At 52.8% G+C, this 19,957-nt stretch carries 11 protein-coding genes, 1 tRNA gene and 3 pseudogenes; 5 read left to right on the plus strand and 10 right to left on the minus strand.

Annotated features, from left to right (window positions below; translation table 11 throughout):
• Positions 1–4: 4 nt before the first annotated feature.
• A pseudogene (locus BW686_RS27480) lies at positions 5–1,045 on the minus strand (methyl-accepting chemotaxis protein); the annotation flags it as partial.
• 348 nt (positions 1,046–1,393) lie between these two features.
• On the opposite strand from BW686_RS27480, the pseudogene BW686_RS27485 reads away from it, so the two are divergent.
• Both BW686_RS27485 and BW686_RS27490 read left to right on the plus strand, forming a co-directional pair.
• Positions 1,394–2,368: pseudogene (locus BW686_RS27485) on the plus strand (cache domain-containing protein); the annotation flags it as partial.
• Between the two features lie 180 nt (positions 2,369–2,548).
• Positions 2,549–3,274 carry a methyl-accepting chemotaxis protein gene (locus BW686_RS27490; RefSeq protein ID WP_373271007.1) on the plus strand — a complete coding sequence of 242 codons (726 nt, stop codon included), beginning with the start codon at positions 2,549–2,551 and terminating at the stop codon, positions 3,272–3,274.
• Positions 3,275–3,719: 445 nt separating this feature from the next.
• On the opposite strand, the gene BW686_RS10400 is transcribed toward BW686_RS27490, so the two are convergent.
• The 4 genes and pseudogenes from BW686_RS10400 to BW686_RS10415 form a co-directional block, all read right to left on the minus strand.
• Complete coding sequence (locus tag BW686_RS10400) at positions 3,720–6,638, minus strand: putative bifunctional diguanylate cyclase/phosphodiesterase (protein WP_084916220.1); 2,919 nt, start codon at positions 6,636–6,638, stop codon at positions 3,720–3,722.
• 31 nt (positions 6,639–6,669) lie between these two features.
• Positions 6,670–7,491, minus strand: coding sequence for a phosphate/phosphite/phosphonate ABC transporter substrate-binding protein (locus BW686_RS10405; RefSeq protein ID WP_179149243.1), 822 nt, complete (start codon positions 7,489–7,491; stop codon positions 6,670–6,672).
• Positions 7,492–7,912: 421 nt separating this feature from the next.
• Positions 7,913–8,101: pseudogene (locus tag BW686_RS27105) on the minus strand (chromosome segregation protein SMC); the annotation flags it as partial.
• A 166-nt stretch (positions 8,102–8,267) separates the two neighbouring features.
• Positions 8,268–8,344: transfer RNA gene (locus BW686_RS10415), tRNA-Met, on the minus strand.
• 520 nt (positions 8,345–8,864) lie between these two features.
• Here BW686_RS10415 and BW686_RS27685 point away from each other — a divergent pair.
• From BW686_RS27685 to BW686_RS10430, 3 genes are all read left to right on the plus strand, one after another.
• A complete protein-coding gene (locus BW686_RS27685; protein WP_084916734.1) occupies positions 8,865–10,922 on the plus strand; it encodes a methyl-accepting chemotaxis protein in 2,058 nt (685 codons plus the stop codon).
• A 284-nt stretch (positions 10,923–11,206) separates the two neighbouring features.
• Complete coding sequence (locus BW686_RS10425) at positions 11,207–12,106, plus strand: glycosyltransferase family 2 protein (protein WP_179149244.1); 900 nt, start codon at positions 11,207–11,209, stop codon at positions 12,104–12,106.
• A 358-nt stretch (positions 12,107–12,464) separates the two neighbouring features.
• Positions 12,465–14,549 (plus strand): glycosyltransferase, encoded by a 2,085-nt coding sequence (locus tag BW686_RS10430; protein WP_084916222.1) that lies wholly within the window; start codon positions 12,465–12,467, stop codon positions 14,547–14,549.
• An 81-nt stretch (positions 14,550–14,630) separates the two neighbouring features.
• Here the strand turns inward: BW686_RS10430 and BW686_RS10435 are convergent, their stop codons facing one another.
• The 5 genes from BW686_RS10435 to BW686_RS10455 are packed head-to-tail and all read right to left on the minus strand — an operon-like array spanning position 14,631 to position 19,921.
• On the minus strand, positions 14,631–15,038 hold the full coding sequence (locus BW686_RS10435; protein WP_084916223.1) for a GtrA family protein: 408 nt from the start codon (positions 15,036–15,038) through the stop codon (positions 14,631–14,633).
• Positions 15,039–15,048: 10 nt separating this feature from the next.
• A complete protein-coding gene (locus BW686_RS27300) occupies positions 15,049–15,999 on the minus strand; it encodes a WxcM-like domain-containing protein (RefSeq protein ID WP_084916224.1) in 951 nt (316 codons plus the stop codon).
• A complete protein-coding gene (locus BW686_RS10445; RefSeq protein ID WP_005771391.1) occupies positions 15,986–16,936 on the minus strand; it encodes a glycosyltransferase family 2 protein in 951 nt (316 codons plus the stop codon). The genes BW686_RS27300 and BW686_RS10445 overlap by 14 nt, the downstream gene beginning before the upstream one ends.
• Positions 16,933–18,042 (minus strand): DegT/DnrJ/EryC1/StrS family aminotransferase, encoded by a 1,110-nt coding sequence (locus tag BW686_RS10450; RefSeq protein WP_084916226.1) that lies wholly within the window; start codon positions 18,040–18,042, stop codon positions 16,933–16,935. The genes BW686_RS10445 and BW686_RS10450 overlap by 4 nt, the downstream gene beginning before the upstream one ends.
• Positions 18,043–18,058: 16 nt before the next feature.
• The gene (locus BW686_RS10455) at positions 18,059–19,921 is read right to left on the minus strand and encodes a hypothetical protein (protein WP_084916230.1); all 1,863 of its coding nucleotides are present in this window, start codon (positions 19,919–19,921) and stop codon (positions 18,059–18,061) included.
• Positions 19,922–19,957: the final 36 nt, after the last annotated feature.

Here is a 19,957-nt window from a genome sequence, read left to right on the forward strand (position 1 = left end):
CGCGGCGCGTCACTGCCAGCGTCTGGGTCAGATCGCCGGATGCAATACGGTCGACCACTGCCAGGGTTTCCTGAAGCGGGCGGGTAATCTGTCGGGTGATGATCACGGCGGCAATGACGCCCAGGATCATGGCCAGCAGCGTGCAGATGATCTGAGTGGTACGGGCCTGCGCGCTTTCCTGATCACGGCGATCCAGTTGCAGCTTGTACATGTCCTCGCTGATCTTGACGATGTCCTGGCCCTGGACGGTCATTTCCTTACGCGCCTGGGCAATCTGGGCGCTGGCGGCCTTGAAGTTCTGCAGGGTCGCGCGATACGCCATCAGCGAGGTCTCCAGCTGCTTGAGCTGATCGGCCTGAGTGCTGCTGAACGTTGTTTTCAGGGTGTCCAGATCCTTGATGGCCGTGTCCAGTTTCGAGACGGCTGCCTGCTCGGTTTCGGGCGTGACATTGGTGGTATAGCCACGCACGTCATAACGGGCAAGCCTCAGGTTTTCCTTTGCATCGGTGACAATCTGGTACTGCTCGAACCGGTTGGTATCAGTTGGGTCGAGTTTTTTGACGTCAGCCTGTAACTGTTCGAACACATTGATGCTTTTAACGGCGTGCGTGGTCAGTTCATCCCGCGCCGCATTGCTGGCTTTATAGCCGCTGCGCATATTATTCAGGGATGTCTGATAGTCAGCGATGACCGCCGACAGTTGTTCAAGCATCTTCACGTTCTCGGGGCTCTTGAACGCGACCAGCAGTTTTTGTTGCTGGGCCTTGAAGCTTTCCAGTGAAGCCTGAACGGTCTCGGCGACTTTCTCGTCACCGTCGGCGACCATATATTGCAGGCGGGTCACCCGCAGTTTGGTCAACTGTGCATTGAGCGCTGTGATATCGCTCATCCAGTTGCTGCGGTTGATCAATCCGCTCATGCTGGTCCAGCCGGTCAGCGCCAGAATGGCCGTAAATACAAGTACCAGACCGAACCCGACGGCCAGTTTCATGTTAACGCTGATGTTTGCAAACCAGCTACTCATCGAATTCTCCATAACAGCCATTTAAAGCAGTAATGCCCCTGAAAGGCATGGCATACAGGTCAGGGACGGGTGTGATATACAGACGCTATCGGCCGGCGTCCGCCAAGCTGAAACAAAAACAATAGAAAGTTTCAAGCGGCCCCCACTGCGCTGTTCCCATACGGTCATCTGCCGTCGGGTGCCGTTATAAAGAATGCCCGTACCTATTGAAATAGAGCGGTCCCTTCATGAAAAAAGGGAATCGCCGTCTATACTCGGGCCGTCATACCCTTATCTTTTCTGGGTGCCGTGTTTGATGGGGAATAATGCCCTGCGTTACAGGTCGCCCAGACATTTGAAACTCCCACTGTCTTGTTGAGATGCCTCATAATGAATTTGAAGTTTCGTCAGAAGATTCTTCTGGCTGCGTCTGGTGTTGTGGTGTTGGCCATTGCCCTGTTCACCCTGTACAACGATTATCTGCAGCGCGCGACCATCAATCAGAACCTGGAGTCCTCGGTAGAGCAGGCCGGGCAGTTGACCGCCAGCAGTGTGCAAAACTGGCTGAGTGGACGCATTCTGGTGCTGGAAAACCTCACCCAGAACGTCGCCTATCAGGGTGTGAATTCGGACCTGAGCGGCCTGGTGTCTCAATCAGCGCTGGTCTCGACGTTTCAGTTCACCTATGTCGGTGACAGTAAAGGCACGTTCACTCAGCGGCCCAACGTCGATATGCCGGCGGGCTACGATCCTCGTCAGCGGCCTTGGTACACGTCCACGGTCGAGGCCGGCAAAACCATCTTGAGTGCTCCTTACCTGGCGTCCGTGGGCGGTCTGGTGGTGACGATCGCCAGCCCGGTCAAGATCAACGGTCAGGTGTCCGGTGTGGTGGGCGGCGACCTGAGCCTGGACACACTGGTCAAGATCATCAACTCGGTGGAGTTCGGCGGCATCGGTTATGCCTTTCTGGTCAACGGTGACGGGCAGATCATTGTCAGCCCGGACAAAGACCAGGTCATGAAAAACCTGAAAGACATCTATCCGGGGCAGACGCTCAGTCTGGATGCGCGTTTGCGTGAGGTCACGCTGAAGGGTCAGCAAAGGCTGCTGTCGTTTACCCCTATCACCGGGCTGCCTTCTGCCAACTGGTACATCGGTTTGTCGATCGACAAAGACAAAGCCTATGCACCGCTGAGCCAGTTCCGCAGCTCCGCGATTGTGGCTGTGCTGATTGCTGTGGCAGTGATTGCCTTGCTGTTGAGCCTGTTGATTCGTGCCTTGATGCGGCCGCTGACTGACATGGGCCGCGCCATGCAGGACATTGCTCAGGGTGAGGGCGATCTGACCCGTCGCCTGAGTATTCAAGGCAAGGATGAGTTCGCTGAACTGGGCGGCTCGTTCAACCAGTTCGTGGAGCGCGTGCATGCGTCCATCGCTGAAGTGTCATCCGCCACGTTGCAGGTGCATGACCTGTCGCAGCGTGTCGTCAACTCTTCCAATTCCTCGATCGTCGGATTCGATGAACAGAGTGCGCGCACCAACAGCGTGGCGGCAGCGATCAATGAACTGGGCGCTGCGACCCAGGAGATCGCCCGCAATGCGTCCGATGCGTCGATCCAGGCCAGTGAAGCCCGTACTCAGGCTGAAGACGGTCAGGTGGTGGTAGAGAAAACCATCCATGCCATGAGCGAGCTGTCGACCAAGATCAGTGAATCCTGCACGCAGATCGAGCAACTCAATGCCAGCACCGACAATATCGGCCACATCCTCGATGTGATCAAAGGCATCTCGCAACAAACCAACCTTCTGGCCCTCAACGCCGCCATCGAGGCCGCGCGCGCCGGTGAAGCCGGACGCGGTTTCGCAGTGGTCGCCGATGAGGTACGCAACCTGGCCCATCGCACCCAGACCTCGGCAGACGAGATTCATAAAATGATCGGTGGCCTGCAGACCGGGTCCCAGCACGCCGTGCTCAACATGAACGAAAGCCAGGTGTCGAGCCAGGACAGTGTCGAAGTCGCCAATCAGGCGGGCAGTCGTCTGCGCGACGTAACCCGCCGTATAGGCGAGATCGACGGCATGAACCAGTCAGTGGCCGCCGCCACCGAAGAACAGACCGCCGTTGTCGAAACGCTCAACATCGACATCAACCAGATCAACACGCTTAATCAGCAGGGCGTGGCCAACCTGAATGAAACCCTCAAGGATTGTGCTGCACTTTCACAACAGGCCGGGCGTTTGAAACAGTTGGTAGACAGCTTCAAGATTTGACCGTGATCCGGTGTTTGGGGGGACATCCGATAATCGGTTGACCCTTAAAACCCGCGAAAAATATAAAGAGCCTGCTTGCCGACCGCTGACAGCGGCTGTATTGAAGGGGGGTGGGCGCAGCACAGCGTCATGCCGGAGAGGATAAATCTCAGAACGAAGAAGCACCGCCCATAAACAAGAAAGCCCGCACGAGGCGGGCTTCTTGTTTGGTCTGTAGACTTCGAAAAGTCTTCAGGCCGGCACCTGAGTGGCATGCAGCAGGCGGAGTTGCTCGGGGCTAATGCCGGAAACTGGCGGGGCCTCTGAGGAGCTGAGACATATGGGGGGCAGGGAACCCGCGTGGACTTGGTAGCTGCTGATCGGTTGACGTTGGTTGACAGTTGACGGGAGCCGCTGCGTGCAGCGCCCTGCCATGACCGCTCTCGCAGGCGCTATCACTACTACGCTACGCCACACCGCTTTCAGAAAACCCTATATCCAGACTGCGTGACGATTTGATCATCGCAGCACACTCATCACTGATGACAGGCTTGCTGAAAAGATAACCCTGCATTTGATCGCAGCCATACGTTACGAGCAGCTCTAGCTGGTCGACTGTTTCAACGCCTTCTGCAATGACCTTAAGACCCAATTCGTGCGCCAGTACGATTACTGCCCTGGTGATCGCGGCGTCCTCATGATTGCTGGTGATATCCTTTATGAACGCCCTGTCGATTTTGAGGGCATCAAGAGAGAATCGCTTCAGGTAGGCCAAACTGGAATAGCCCGTTCCGAAATCATCGACGGAGAGGCTTATACCATACGATTTTATATCTCGAAGTATCTCAACCGCCGACTCGGGATCGATCATCAGCATCGACTCGGTCAGTTCGAACTCTAAAAGAGCGGGGTTGATACCGTATGCTTCAACGACGTGCTTGACGGTCTCAGCCAAGCCTTTGACTTGAAGCTGCCTGACGGACAGATTGATGGCGATCGGCACCAGCCTTATATTGTTCTCTTCCCAGCTTTTTAGGGTTTCACAGACTTTGCGGATAACCCACACGCCGACAGGAATGATCAGGCCAGTGTCCTCAAGAATAGGGATAAAATCGGCCGGAGAAATCATACCTTGCTCCGGGTGATTCCAGCGCAATAAAGCCTCTAGACCACTTATCCTGCCATCGGTGAGGCTGACCTTTGGCTGAAAATGCAGAATAAACTCATCGCGATCAAGCGCACCCCGCAATAGCGTTTCAGTTTGCAAGCGCCTGGTTAAACTTTCGTTCATGCTGGCGTTGTAGAACTTGAAATTGTTACGGCCACTTTTTTTCGCATGGTACATGGCGGTGTCCGCATTCTTCAAGATAACGCCAGTGTCACGCCCGTCAAACGGATAATTAGCGATGCCTACACTCGCTGAAACGAATATATCCTGACCTCCAAGGTTGAACGGTTTGCCCAGCGCATCAACAACGTGGGTCGCCAGCGATTTTATGAGGCTCTCGGAATAGACGGTGTGTGTGACGACGATCGAAAATTCATCGCCTCCCAGCCGCGCAACTACACTGTTCTCATCAATGCAGCCTTTCAAGCGTCGACCTGCCTGGATAAGCAATTGATCGCCTACTGAATGCCCCATGGTGTCATTGACGGCCTTGAACCTGTCCAAATCTATGAATATGACGCTTACTGCATCTGGCGTTGACGTTGTCCGACTGATTATCTCGCGCAGATAATTGCTGAGAAACCAGCGATTAGGCAGATGGGTGAGCGAATCATTTTCGGCCAGGTAGGTTAGCTTTCTCTTTGCGTCATACCTTTCAAGCGCGGCAGCCAAGAGGTTGGCAAGTGTTTGAAGGTAGCTGACATCTTCACGTGTAAAGGGGTCATCCGTGCTGGCGTACACGCCAAGAACGCCCTTGAAGACCTCCCGGCAAGAGATATCAACCTCCAGGCCACTTCTAATAGTGCAAACCTCTACTGTTTCACCAGGAAGCAACGCGTACCTGCTATCAGGCGTATCAGCATTAATGACAAACCCGGCAGAAGCAGCAGTCCCGCTCAAAAAATCATTGTGATAACCACTGCGGATTTCAACATCGGTGAAGCCAACCTCCGCGGTGAGGATGACCTCATGATTCACTCGATCAACGACCCGTAAAGCGGCCTTGCTCAAGTTCAATCCTTGCGCCGCAGTCAGTGTTGCCAGTTCACCCAGAGCACTGACGCTTTCCTCTGTCAACGCCTGCTGGCCAAACAAGGCGATAAGGTTTTGCCTTCTGGCGTTATCCAGAATCGCCACCTCAAACTCTTTGCGATCGGTGATATCGATATCGATGCAGATATATTTTTCAACGCCGCCCAAGTCATCGAGAATAGGTATGATAGTGCGCCGATGCCATGCAACCTTGCCGCTGCGACCTGAGAGCCTGATCTCACCGTTCCACACCTCATTTTCCGGTGCCCATTGCCACGGTTCAGTGGTTGAAGACATGCCGGTCCAGACCTCATCGATCGTCAACTCTAAAAGCTCGGCTCGCGAGTGCTGTGAGCTTGTTACGAATCGCTCGTTAACGTAGGTGATACGTCCGGAGGCCGACACTTCGCAAACGATGGACACCTCATCCAGGGCATTTTTATGCTGCACCAAGGTATTCATCAACGATTCGATACGCAGGCCAAAGTGATTGCGCATACTTGCGGCAGTACGGTTTACCGCTTTTATAGCCTCCTGTATTTCCATGGGAGCATCAGCGACCAACATCGCCTCTGCTGCCACTGCGCCTGAAGCGATTTCTGCCTCATAAGAGTGAAGCTTGCCCAGGTGAGCAAGCGAACGCTTGATCATGAACCCCATCAAAATCAAACTTATCAGCAGAAAAAATACCGCAAATAATGTAGCCTGAATCACAAGGCTATAAAGTTCGGCAGCAATTCTCTCGGCATTAAAAGACAGACGCATCACGCCATAATCTTTCCCGCCAACAGTGATCGGACGATTGACATCGAATAATCGTGCAGCGACTTCAGACTCTATCCACGCAGGCGCTCTTCCAACAGGCGCGCTGGCGGCCTCAAGGCGAATCACGCCACCCGACAGGTCAATAAAAAGTGCCGACTTGAACGGCGAGCGAGCCAGGGTTTTTTCGAGGGTTCTTTTAATGGTGTCGTAATCGCCGATGACGACACTTTCCTCAACCGCTTGCGCCGCAACCTCAATGAGCATGTTAGCGGTGTCTTGTATCTCTTCAATATGCTGAAGCAGCTGGTTTTTATAAAACAGACCCAGACCCGTCGTCAGAAAAGTCAGTATCAGAATGGACAGCATCGCCAGTATTCGCGACGTCAGTGATTTGGGTAGCAGGCTTTTAAAGAAATTCATTAACAGCCTCTCCAGCTTACGTTGAAATTAGTTACTTAAGGTTTGCTGGCAAACTGTTATAAAAATTACGATAGGACGCATAATCCGCTTCCGTCGCAGGAATGAAGGTAATCGGTGCCGGTGCATGGACCCGCTCGGTCGCCTCACGAAGAACCCTGCTACCGTCGGGATCGTTTTGCATATTAAAAAATGCGTTGGCTACCGCATCACGTTCTTTTTTAGAAACCCGAGGGGATGCCATGAGGGCCAAATCATTGAACGAGGCCGAACTCCACAGTACGCGGAACGACTTCCCTTCTCTCTCCGTGTAGCCGCTTACCAGCTGTGAGTTAGCCCCCATCGCTTGAGCCTTACCACTAAGAAGTTGGCTGAAAGCACCGTCCATGTTTCCTGCAAATACAGTAGACGTGTTGATCCCTTTCTTGATTAATTCCGAGCTTGTGACTTTATAAGCAATGAACGCTTCCGGTCCCGGATACACGACTTCCTTGCCCTCTAGCTCCGAAAGGCTATGAATGGGCGAGTCGGCAGGCACCACGATTTGCCCCTCAAGCGCAGGCGCGTCACGGCGACCAAACACCTTCCAGCCCATCTTGTCGCGTTCCGGGCTAAAAAGATGATTGGTAAGCGCGAAATCAACTTCTTGTGCGAGCACATAACTCGTTGTATCAGAGGACGTTCGCCCTAATTTCAGCGTGAGATTCACGCCGCTTTTTTCGGACACATACTTTATGATTGGATTCCAAAAACTGGCTGAAAGATTAAGATTGTACTGATTGACAGGCGAAAAATTGTACACTTTAAGCTCTTCAGAGACCGCCACATTCGACAAGGCAAACGACAGGGCGATCATGATAGCTTTGCAACTTAGGCGTAACTTCACTTGTCAACTCCGGCTGTACAATAACGGCTTATCCAACGATGATTAGAGCCAACTTAATCTCAGCAATATCGTATAATCGGCCGCGCCCCTTGAATCTTAAGCACCGATTGCATGAATAAATGTTAATGGTCAGCCAGCACACCTGCCTGCCCCCGCCAAAGGCGGCTACCGGCCAGAAGCGGTCGCTCAACTGCTTCACCCTCGCTTAAGGACTCGCCGAGTGATATACCGCGGTTAGGTTCAATGCATGACAAAAGTGACTAGATAGGTAGAGATCCGCGCACCCTATGGAGCATTATCTTGATGCCATGGGCTAGAAATAGCGTTTACACCAAAAAGGACCCGTCTGGACCCTTTTTCAGGTGAAGCAGATTTTTGTCTTCACTCATACCTACACGACATCAGCGCCTTGCTGTTCACTGATTTCATCCGTTCGTTGCCCCAGTTGGCTCACGAGTGCAGCCTGTTGAGGTGTCGAAATACCGTTGAGCTGTAGCAGATCCTGCGCGCTGTATCTGCGCGCCCGGTCGGATGGTTCATGCCACGTCCTGTTTCCGACCCTTTCGCCCGCTTGTGGAACGGTCTTCAAGCAGCAGCAACGAATTGGCCCGGTCGACGGCGCAGATCGGCATACGCGGCTGGGAAGGATAAGGGAGATAAAGATGAACAGCCAGAAACAAGAAAGCCCGCACGAGGCGGGCTTCTTGTTTGGTCTGCAGACTTCGAAAAGTCTTCAGACCGGTACTTGGTGGCTACACAGGGACTTGAACCCCGGACCCCAGCATTATGAATGCTATGCTCTAACCAACTGAGCTATGTAGCCAAGTGGCGCGCATTATTCGCGCTAAGCGGATATGTGTCAAGCGTTGATGTGAAAAATAATGACGTGCGATCAACCGGTTAGGTGGCAGCGCGCGCTTTTGCATCCTTCTCTCGGTCCTGGTGCCGTGCGTTGACCAGCTTGCGGTAGATTTCACGTGATAACCCTTCCACGCTTCTTGCCCGCGGCGCAGGTCACTGGCAGTGGGCTTTTTCGGCTTCCGGGCGTTTTGCGCCTGTTCGGCTTTTTTTCGGGACTCTTCAGAGGCGAATAATGTGCTGCGGTAAAAGTGCTTTCCTGCACTCTCGGCGGTCCGGTTCTTGCTTGGCCTTGGTTTGAGGCGTCAATTACATCGCTATTTGGTACCAAACGAATAGCCGACACGTATTTTCGCCACAATCCGAGGCGGTGTGTATCGCCAATGAAACAAGAACATGGCATTTTGCTGTCAGTGTTTTTCCAAAATAAAGGCATCGCCTCTGTTTGTTCAGATCCGGCCGGTGTTCACGGGGAGTTGCAGGGCATGAACAGTCTTTTGTCACCGGGCATGCGCCTGATGGGGCGCTTTGGGTTTGCTCGCAAGTTTCAGGTCTTGTTTCTGCTGTTTATCCTGCCGCTAGCGGGCAGCGCCTGGTTCATTACCAAGGACTATCGCAACAAGCTCGACGTGATTTCAGGCGAGCAGTCCGGCGTGCGCCAATTGTTGGCGCTTGATGTCCTGAACGTCGAGTTGTCTGCCCAGCGTGATCACGCCGCGCGCTGGAAAGCTGCCGATATTCTTCGCGAACCGACCCCGGCAGCCAAGGAAGCAATGGTCAGTGTCGATGCCGGAATTCCACGCATTACCAAAGCGCTGGAAGGCGTGAATGCTGCACTGGTTCAGGAAAATGCACCGGCCGACACGATGGCGCGCTATAAGGATTTGCAGGCCGCCGTGACGGGGCTCGATACCGCATCGTTGCGCACTGTGGGCTGGTGGCCGGACGGCTATGATCGATTCTCGACCGTATTGAATCTGGTCCAGGCCCTGCGTGAGCAGATCGCTATGGACAGCGGTTTGATCCTGGATCCGTGGCTTGAAACCTACATGCTCATGCAGCTTTCCACGCAGCAAGTCCCCGACCTGATCGAGCGTATCGGCCGCCTCTCCAGCGTTGGCCAGACGTCAGTGGCTTCAGGTCAGTTCAGCCTGCAAAGCCGCCTGCAAATGCGTGATCTGCGTGGCCGTATCGACGACTCCAAAGAGCAGATGAACAAGGCGGCCACGCTGCTGTTATCCAAACTGCCCGAGCAACTGCAGCCTTGGGCCGACAAGTACGCGGCCGTCAAGCAGGTGCTGGAAAGCGAACTGAAGGTGATTGACGACGGTGTCTTTGGCGGCAGCATCAAGCTCAAACCGCAGGAGTTCGAAAAGAGCATCGACACCCTGACCGCGAGCACGTCTGATCTGCGCAAGCAGTCGCTTGACGCGCTTAATGGCCGGCTCGATTACTACCATGAGTCCTCCAATATGGAGTTCATCCCGCTGGCAGTGATCTTCGGGATTCTGGTCGCTATGGCGATTTACCTGTTCGCCTGCCTTCAATCTTCCATCCGTAACAGCGCCAGCGGCATTACCACCCTGGCTGAGTCCCTGCGTGACGGCAATCTGTGTGTCGAAGTGCCGGTGCAAGGGCGTGACGAGTTGGCGTCCATCAGCCGGGCGTTGAACGTGGCGGTCGTGCAATTGCGCACCAGCCTGTTAGGCGTCAATCAGGAGACCGTGCGGGTCGGCGATGCCGTGCTGACCCTGACCGCTCAGTCCAGCGGGACGCTCAACGAGGTCGAAGATCAGCAACAGCAGATCAGCCAGATTGCCGCCGCAGCTACCGAGCTGGCGGCCACGTCCCAAGGTGTAGCCAGAAGCTGTGAGCAAGCCTCAGAGAGCGCGCGGCACACCCGCCGGATCGCCGAGCAAAGCAGTCAGGACAGCCAGCGCACAACCGACAGCATCCAGCAGCTCAATCAGCGCCTGACCGAAACGGCCGCTGCCCTGGGGCGCGTCAGCGAGCAAGGTCAACAAATTCAATCGGTGGTGGACGCCATTCGCGGCATTGCCGAGCAAACCAACCTGCTGGCGCTCAACGCGGCCATCGAAGCGGCACGGGCAGGCGAGCAGGGACGCGGATTCGCCGTAGTGGCCGATGAAGTGCGCAGCCTTTCACAGCGCACACAGGCTTCCACTGCGCAGATCGCAGGGACCGTCGACAGCTTGCGCTCCACCGTGACCCAGGCCGTGACGCTGATGGAAGCCGCCTGCGGACAGGCCGTCAACGATGCGCAGTCCGTGACCGGGCTGGGTGTTCGCCTGGGCGAGATCGCAACGGCAGTGCAGGGCGTCGCCGATACGCTGGCGCAGATATCGACCGCCGTGGAAGAACAGGCCTCGACCGCCGATGAAGTCAGCAGCAATATCCAGCAGGTCGATCAGGCTGCAGGCCGCTTGCTGGAAGGCGCACGAGCGGTCAATCAGGCGGCGGGTACGCTGAGCCAGGGCAGTCGCGCGTTGAATGACAATACGGCTCGGTTTCGGTTGGGGTGATTGAATGATTCCTCTCCGTACTGAAAAACCGGCGTGGTGATCCCGCCGGCTTTACCGTTTTTGTAGTTGTGACAGAAAAAGTTGAATCGGCGGCGCCTATTAATCATTTGATGACTGACGGAAGACGAGACAAGGCGTAAAATGCTCGGTTTTTGCAGGCGAAAGGTTTCTTGAGAACGCAGCTCACCCAAAAACACAGGGCGGACAGTGCCAGCCCGCTGCAAGATCGAGGTTCCTCCGAGGCCGACGATCTATTGTCATGTCGTCCACGCGTCGCCATTCTGATGTGTACCTATAACGGCGCTGTGTACCTTCGTGAGCAGCTTGAGTCGTTCGCTGCTCAGACCTTTTTTGACTGGACCCTTTATGTTTCCGACGATGCATCGACTGATGACACGCATCGTATCTTGTCCGACTATCAGGCTCGCTGGGGCAAGAATCGGCTGGTCATTTTCAACGGCCCCTGCAAAGGCTTCGCAGAAAACTTCATTTCCCTCGTTCAGCGTCCTGAAATAGAAGCTGACTATTTTGCCTTCAGCGATCAGGATGACGTCTGGTTTGCTGACAAGCTGGAGCGAAGTGTTGATTGTCTTGAGCGCTTCGACAGCAACAAGCCTGCGCTCTACTGCTCCAGAACCCGGCTGGTCGATGCGAAGCTGAACGTGATCGGGGTTTCGCCGCTGTTCAGCAAGCCACCGTCTTTTAAAAATGCGTTGGTTCAAAGCCTGGCAGGCGCTAATACCATGTTGATCAATCAGGCAACCCGTCAGTTATTGGTCCAACTGCCTGAGCGGTCTCCTTTAATTGCTCATGACTGGCTGACTTATCTGTTGGTGACGGGGTGCGGGGGCGAGGTTTTCTATGATGCTGAACCCTGCCTTCACTATCGTCAGCACAGTGGTAATTTGATCGGCGCCAACGCCAGTACGCGCGACAGGCTGGTCCGATTCCGTAAAATGCTTTCCGGGCGTTTTGCGGAGTGGAACGATGCGAATGTGGCGATATTGAAGGGGATGGAAGGCGCGCTCACTGATGAAAGCAAGCGCGTACTGGCGTATTTCGACAACGGGCGCAGGCAGTCGTTTTCCAAGCGAATCACCACGCTTCGAAAGTCCGGGATTTACCGACAGACCGTGCAAGGCAATATTAGCCTGATGCTGGCAGTGTGTTTGGGGCGGGTTTAAAAACGATACCGGAGTCCTCCTCAGCTTCCCAGCGACTTCTAAAACTACCGGTGCTCTCAGGCAAGCCTTCAGTGCAGTGACGCTTGGCCTTGGCACTGTATTGCTTTTGAGCCGTGCTTCAGGACAGCGTGGCGAATCCGTCGGGAGCCTGCTCCTTCCCATCGCCTCCGGCCTGGGCAGACCGCCGATAAGGAGGCCTGCGCAAGTTTAATAGTGTTGATGCTGTGTCAGAAGCCAAACCGTCATAGACAAGTCGTGTAATATACGAACCGTCGAAAGGTGTGCGAGTGACCGTCTTGCTTGGGAGCAACGTGGTGTATTCGAAAGAATTTAAAAGAAATTACGAGGTCATCGAGTCATGCTTAAGCGTCTCCGCCAAGAGAACTCGCTTCAGAAAAAGCAATCTTCTGCTGTCATAGAGAGGCTGCAGCGAGAGCTGGTCTCAGAACAACAAGAGCGGGCCAAAAAAGAAGCGGTGTTCGTGGCTACTTTAATCGAGCGCGATACGCATATTCATAATCTGAACCTCACCATTATGGAGTTGCAAGGCTCGACCAGCTGGAAGATAACCTCTCCGCTTAGAAAAATAGTTGCAGCTATCAGACGCGCGAGCAGTGGCGAGCCAGCAGCGGTGGCCTTTCCTGCTCATGGCGCGCTTCCGCATACCGTTGAACCAGAAATGACACCGGTTGTTCACTCAGAACACGCACCGGAGCACCTCGACACTTACTCGCGATGGGTCGAAGAGTTCGACACGATTGACGATATTGACCGTCTCTGCATGTATGAAGAAATGGGGGCCTGGAAAGCCAAGCCGCTACTGTCCATCATCATGCCCGTGTACAACCCGCCTATCGATATGCTGAGAGAGGCCATTGAAAGCATCAAAACCCAGGTTTATTTTAATTGGGAATTGTGCATCGCCGATGACGCCTCAACGGATCACCGTGTTCGGTTGTTTCTTGAGCAGAGCGCCAAGTCAGACCACCGTATAAAAGTGACCTATCGCGAACAAAACGGCCATATTTCCAAGGCCAGTAACTCGGCGCTTGATATCGCAACCGGTGAATTCATTGTTCTCATGGATAATGATGACACGCTCCCTGAGCATGCACTGTTCTGGGTGGCCAAGACGATCAATAAACATCCGGATGCCGCGGTTATCTATTCGGATGAAGACAAGATAAACGAACAGGGCGTCCGGTCAGCACCGTACTTTAAAACTGACTGGAACCCGTACCTGTTCCGTTCGCACAACATGATCAGTCACTTGGGCGTGTACCGTAAAGAACTCGTTGAGCGGGTAGGGCGTTTCCGTGTCGGCATGGAAGGTTCGCAGGATTATGATCTGGCACTTCGTTGCGTTGAGCAGATTGATGCCACTCAGATTATTCACATTCCTCGAGTGCTTTATCATTGGCGCATGCATGCCGGCAGCACTGCCATGTCCACCGATGAAAAGCCTTACGCACAGAATGCCGGGCAAAAGGCGCTTGAAGAGCATTTGAAGCGGTCCGGGATAGCCGGGCATGCCGAGTTGCTTGACTTCGGTATGTACCGGGTTCATTACGACCTGCCCGCCGAAAAGCCGCTGGTGAGTTTGATCATCCCGACGCGTAATGCTTATGCGTTGGTGAAGCAGTGCATAGAAAGCATTCGTCATAAAACGCTTTATCCCAACTACGAAATCATTCTGGTTGATAACGGATCTGATGACCCGCAGTCGTTGCAGTATTTCGAAATGCTTTCACGCCTGACGGGTGTCACCGTGCTGCGTGATGACGGCGAATTCAATTACTCAGCGCTTAATAACAATGCTGTGGAGCATGCCAAGGGCGAACTCATCGGGTTGATCAACAACGATATCGAAGTCATCAACCCTGAGTGGCTGAGTGAAATGGTCTCTCTGGCGCTGCAACCGAATGCCGGCGCGATTGGCGCAAGGTTGTGGTACCCCGATGAGCGACTGCAGCATGGCGGCGTGATCATGGGGCCGCTGACGTTGGCCGGGCATGCTCATAAAATGCTTCCTAGAGGCCATCATGGATATTTCGGGCGAGCGTCTTTGATACAGGGAATGTCTGCCGTCACTGCAGCATGCTTGGTTGTCAAAAAATCAGTTTTCCAGGAAGTGGGTGGGCTCAACGCCAAAGACCTGAAGATTGCATTCAATGACGTGGACCTGTGCCTGAAAATAATGCAGGCTGGCTACCAGAACATCTGGACCCCTAACGCAGACCTGTACCACCATGAATCTGCCACACGTGGTTTTGAAGACACGCCGGAAAAAATCAAGAGGTTCATTAGCGAAGTCGAGTACATGCAGAATAAGTGGCGAGCTGTTATCAAGCACGACCCGTATTACAACCCTAACCTTACGTTAGCTGCGGAAGACTTTTCGGTTGCTTTTCCTCCAAGAGTCAGTGATTCGGCAGGTGGGTAGTCAATAAACCTGAGTGTAACTGCCGTTTTAGTCGGCAGTTACACTGCGGCAAGATTCGCTAAGGATATTACTGCCGCGGTTTTATGGCTGCTGAGCGTTTTTATCTTTGACAGAAAATGCAAGTTTTGAAAGAGCAAACGTGACTGGTAGTGTCAGCGCGATCGCTGCCAGCGGCGCCAGTCTTTCATCAAACTTTAGCTTTTCAACCCAGCACCAGAGTATGACAAGACTCAAGCCATACTGAATGGCGTAAATCAGAGGGAGCAAAATAACTGAGCGTAACCCCTGATGACTCTTGAAGACAAAGAATCGATTGAGAACATAGGCCAGCAGAATGCCCGTCGCATAAGATATCGTGTAACTTGTTTTATAAGACAAGAACATTAACAGGATTAGATAGATGCCATAGGTCAGGGCGGTGTTGAAACCGCCTGACATCAAAAATCGGGCAAAGTCCTGCTTCAGGAATTTTGAAACTGCCTGATTCATAATCGAGCCATTACAGGGCGTTTGCGATCAGGGATTTAAACTCTTCGTAATTACGAATGTAGTCCCCGGCATCGTAGTAGTGCGACGCAAATACCAGCAACACGGCATCCTGAGAATAACGATACTGTATGCCCCACGTCATCGGAGGCAGATGTATGCCTTGATTCGGTTTGTCGAGAATAAACTCTTCTCGGTTGACACCGTCGTCTGCCACAACGTGAACCGAGCCCTTTACGGCAACCAGAAACTGGTGACAGATACGGTGTGCATGCTCACCCCGGGTCTCGGCGGTTGGAACGTCATACACCAGGAAGTAACGCTCGGACTTGAATGGCACCGAGCGCTCGAACTCACCCGCCGACAAGCTACCGCGTATGTCAGCTACCTCATTCATCGTGTGCAGCGTCACGTTTTTCACTGACGTTGGGGATACGCCAGGTGCTGCTTTTTCTGGACGTGTTTCGCTGCTGGCATTGACAGGCTTGGCGTCTACATAACCAATGATCTTCGCCGGGTTGCCCACCACGATCGCATTGGGCGGCACAGAGCGTGTTACCACTGCACCGGCGCCAACCATTGCATTGATGCCGATGGTGATGCCTGGGAGGATTGTGCAGTTCGCGCCCAGCGATGAGCCCTTTCTAATGATGGTTCGAGCAAAGGTCTGCGGATACACCTTGCTGCGTGGGAACAAGTCATTGGTAAAGGTGGCATTGGGGCCAATGAACACATCGTCTTCAATGGTAATACCATCCCAGACTTGTACACCGCACTTCAGCGTCACTCTATCGCCGATGACAACATCATTTTCGATAAATACATTGTCACAGACGTTGCATTCGCTACCCAGACGGGCGCCAGGCAAGATATGAGCGAACGCCCATACACGTGAGTCCTTACCGATATTCTCGGACTCGCACAGGGCGTGGCTGTGAACGAAAAAATCCTTACCGCTGCTCATCAGTTTCTCCAAATCCTTCGATCCGCATAGGGATGGCCAAGGGTCTATTCTTTGTGTTTTCGTAAGTGCGCCACGCATAGGAACCGACGATACCCAGTCCCAGCAAGTTCAAGCAGCCGAGAAAGGTGATGGCCAGCATGATCATCGCGTAGCCAGGCACTTCAATTCTGCCTTCAAGCTTGGCAATCAGTGTAAACACACCAAACAGCGCAGCAAGGGCCGAGCCGAACGCGCCGACTCGGGTCAATATCCGTATGGGCATGTCCGTGAAGGAGAATACGCTGTCCATAAGGTAATTGATTTTTTTACGCAGGGTCCACGCAGATGTACCGTGAACGCGCTCCTGCCGGGTATAGGTGACTACTTCGCGGCGATAGCCCATCCAGAATATCTGGGCGATGAGAGAGCTGTGACGCTCTTCAAGGGTCAGCAGAGTATCCCTAAAAGCTTTGTTGCAGGCGAACATGTCGACACCGCCTGGTGGTATTTCAGGGATGACATAACGGCGGTAAAAGCCCCAGAAAATCTTTGAAGCAGTGCGTGTTGCCCACGGATCCTGACGGCCTTCACGCACACCGACCACCACGTCGATGTCGCCGCGCATCAGAACCGTGTTCATTTCCAGAACCAGTTCTGGTGGTTCCTGAAGATCTGCTGCCATTACCGCGAAACGCTCGCCGGTTCCATGCTGCAGGCCTGTGCGGATAGCCATGAAGGAGCCGAAGTTTCTGGACAGCAGGATCAGCTTTGACTTGAACGATTGCGACGGCAGTTGTTCCCTGAGTATTTCGTAACAGCGATCGGGACTGCCGTCCACAACGAACACGACCTCAAGCTCGTGTCCGAGTTGCTTGTCCAGCGCCGTTACGGCAACGAGCAAATCCGGAAGATTGCTCTCATTGCGATAAACGGGAATGACCAACGTCAGCAAAATCATATCTCCTTTGAAAAGTATGCGGTGACCGCATCAATGACGCGATCAACTTCTTCGTCGCTCAGGCCGGGGAAGCAGGGCAGCGAGATGACGGTATCGCATGTACGCTCGGTAACGTCCAGAGCCGTGGAAGGCGTGGCTGAGTACGCGGGCTGCTTGTGATCGGCGATTGGATAGTGAACATCCGTACTGACCGACTTTTCTTTGAGCGCAGCAGCAAGTGCGGCCCGATCTTTTGTGCGAATTACATACAGATGGGCGACGTAATCATCCGAAACCGAGGAAGGAATCTGGATATCCAGCCCGGCAAACGCTTCGTTATAGCGCTTGGCGATTGAACGACGTTGCTCGTTCCAGGTGTCCAGATGAGGCAACTTGATGCGCAGGATTGCGGCTTGCATCTCGTCCAGTCGGCTGTTACGGCCGCCCGGGATGGCAATACGATATTTCTGGTCCCAGCCGTACTGCCGAAGCTGGCGAATACGTGCCGCCAGAGCGTCGTCATTAGTAACCACCGCGCCGCCATCACCCAGAGCGCCCAGGTTTTTGGTCGGGTAGAAGCTGAAGCAAGCAATGGTGCCGAAGCTGCCTGCTTGTTTGCCGTTGCGTCGAGCACCGTGGGATTGTGCGCAATCTTCAAGAACCGGAATACCAGCGGCAGAAGCGATTTGAACGATTTCTTCGATGTTCGCCAGTTGACCGTACAAGTGCGTAACAATGATTGCCGCTGGTTTTTCTTTGGCAATTACCGCTTTCAGCGAATTTTTGCAAAGAGTCAGCGTCGCTGAGTCGACATCAGCATAAACGGGAGTGGCGCCAACTGCATGAATAGCTGTGCTGCCATAGAAACCGGCGTTTGCCACGGCGACAACGCGATCACCAACGACAACACCCAGACCTTTGAGGGCAAGTTCCAGTGCGTCTGACCCGTTCGCTACGCTGATGCAATGTTGTACGCCCACATAGGCGGCGAACTCTTCCTCGAACAGCTTCACTTCATTACCCAAAACATACCAGTGGCTGTCCAGTACGGCCTTCAACGGGGTGGTGAAGTCAAGTCCAGCGTTAGCTGTTGTTGCTGAGAAAAGAGGGATGATGGACGAGAGCATAATAGCGACCTATAAATTATTGGGTAACATTAACGTGCGAGCGGCAGCGGACTTCAAGATCATTTATCGTAATGTTTTGACTTGCCGCCACTGGATCGAACCGCATGTCTTTTTCAAAGCCTGTTGGGCTATTGATAAAGAAATTTACTTGCTGAGGCTTTTTTGAACCCGCCACCATAGCGGTCATGGAGTGTAGCTCGCTAAAGCCAGTATCGCCAGGTATCAGATAAAAAAGCTGAGCGATACTGCCGTTGGTGGATATCAAGGATGCCGAAATATCTAACATGCTGCAACTCGAGAGGTCGCTATTGACTTTAAAATTTAAGTTAATGTCGTTGTCTGCCGTCAAGGCGAGCGGCGTCGCTTTACCTAGAGCTGGACTTGCATTGGTTATTTTCAGCGTGTCCAGGTTTTCTGACAATCTATAGTCTGGTTTAGGCGAATTTGTGCCAAGCGGCAGAGGCATGATGTGCATTAATCTTGCAAAAGACGCATTTTTATTGCGGCCATTCTTTATGCCTTCTGCAATATCTTCAAGGTCGATTCCAACGCATCTGACAGGACCTGGTTGTTGAATTTTTTCTATGATGCAATTAAGTCCACTAACACGCTGCGCCATGGTTGATTTGTAAAAGCTATCATTGGCAATGATCGGGGTATAAACGCATGCTGCCGCCCATAAAATTGTTGTTGAAAAGAGCGCTATTTTTGTAATGCGCTTTGCCTTCATTTTATGCTGTAGCCAATTGAATATGATGTAAACAATCCAAGGCCAAAGCAATGTAATCCAAAAGAAGTGGAATCTATAGAAGCCAGAAATAAAAATTTCTAACGGCGCAGTCATTGTTTCTGGGCGAAGGTTAGTTCGTCCGGCAGATATAAGGAGGAGATAGGAAAATACTACTGCGCAGAGACTGATGAATATATATAAAGGCTCCGGAGGTGTAGAGGTTTTCTTTCTCGCAATGATCAGTGTGCTTTTAAAGAGTACAATTGCCAAGCAGAATAGTGCAAGCAGTGTGATAGTTAGCGATAATATTGGGTGCTCCAGTGGGAGCATTAAAGAACGTGCAACTTTTCCAAGCATAAATAGCCAGAAATCAGCTTCCCACGGAAACGCCATTGGAGCATCAGCACGGTGCGTGCCGTGCTGTACTTCAATGATGACCCACAATTGTGCCGCAGTAGTAATAATTGCAGGTGCTATTAGCGCTAGTCCAATATCTAAAGCACGTTTATGCTGTGCCGTGTTGGAAGTAAGTCCATAAATCACGGATACTGCACACAGTGCCAGGATTGAAAAAGCGCCGCTTATGTAGGAAAGTCCGGCAATGAAGCCCATACTGATCGCTGCAAGTATTGCTACCTTTGAATTGAGTGTTTTGCTTGTCGCTAGCATCAGAATCCCAAGTACGCATACAAGGGGCAAGGCTTGATGATAAGCCAGATTTTGCCAGCCCCAGTAGGTATCCGGTTGTAGCATCAAAAGGGTGAAGGAAAATGCTACGGCGAGACAGTTTTTATCGGTGCAATACCTTTTAAGAAGCTTCCATTGCAGAAGAAGAAGACCCCCTAGGACTGAAGTCAGGCTCAAGAACTGATAAACGACAGTGTTCCCGTCAAGGAATCGGAAAGCGAGGGAGTCCAATAGCAGGCCGAACGAATACAGTGTGTCGTTGTGCGGAGTAAAAAGATAAGCTAAATCCAGGCGTCCCATCTCATTAGCTTTGTACTGACGCCAGTCATCATAAACGGGAATATCGACCCCATATCTAAGCCACGACCAAATGCTGATAAAAAGGCTAATGAGAGGTAAGGTGATGAGCACCCACCTTAGCGCGGTCATTAACTTGTCGGGGTGTTTCTGTACTACATTCATTGCATACCCTTGCTGTCGATTCTTGATGTAATAGTT

Origin of the sequence: Pseudomonas syringae (genome assembly GCF_002157375.1) — a bacterium.
Classification (GTDB): Bacteria; Pseudomonadota; Gammaproteobacteria; order Pseudomonadales; family Pseudomonadaceae; genus Aquipseudomonas; species Aquipseudomonas syringae_T.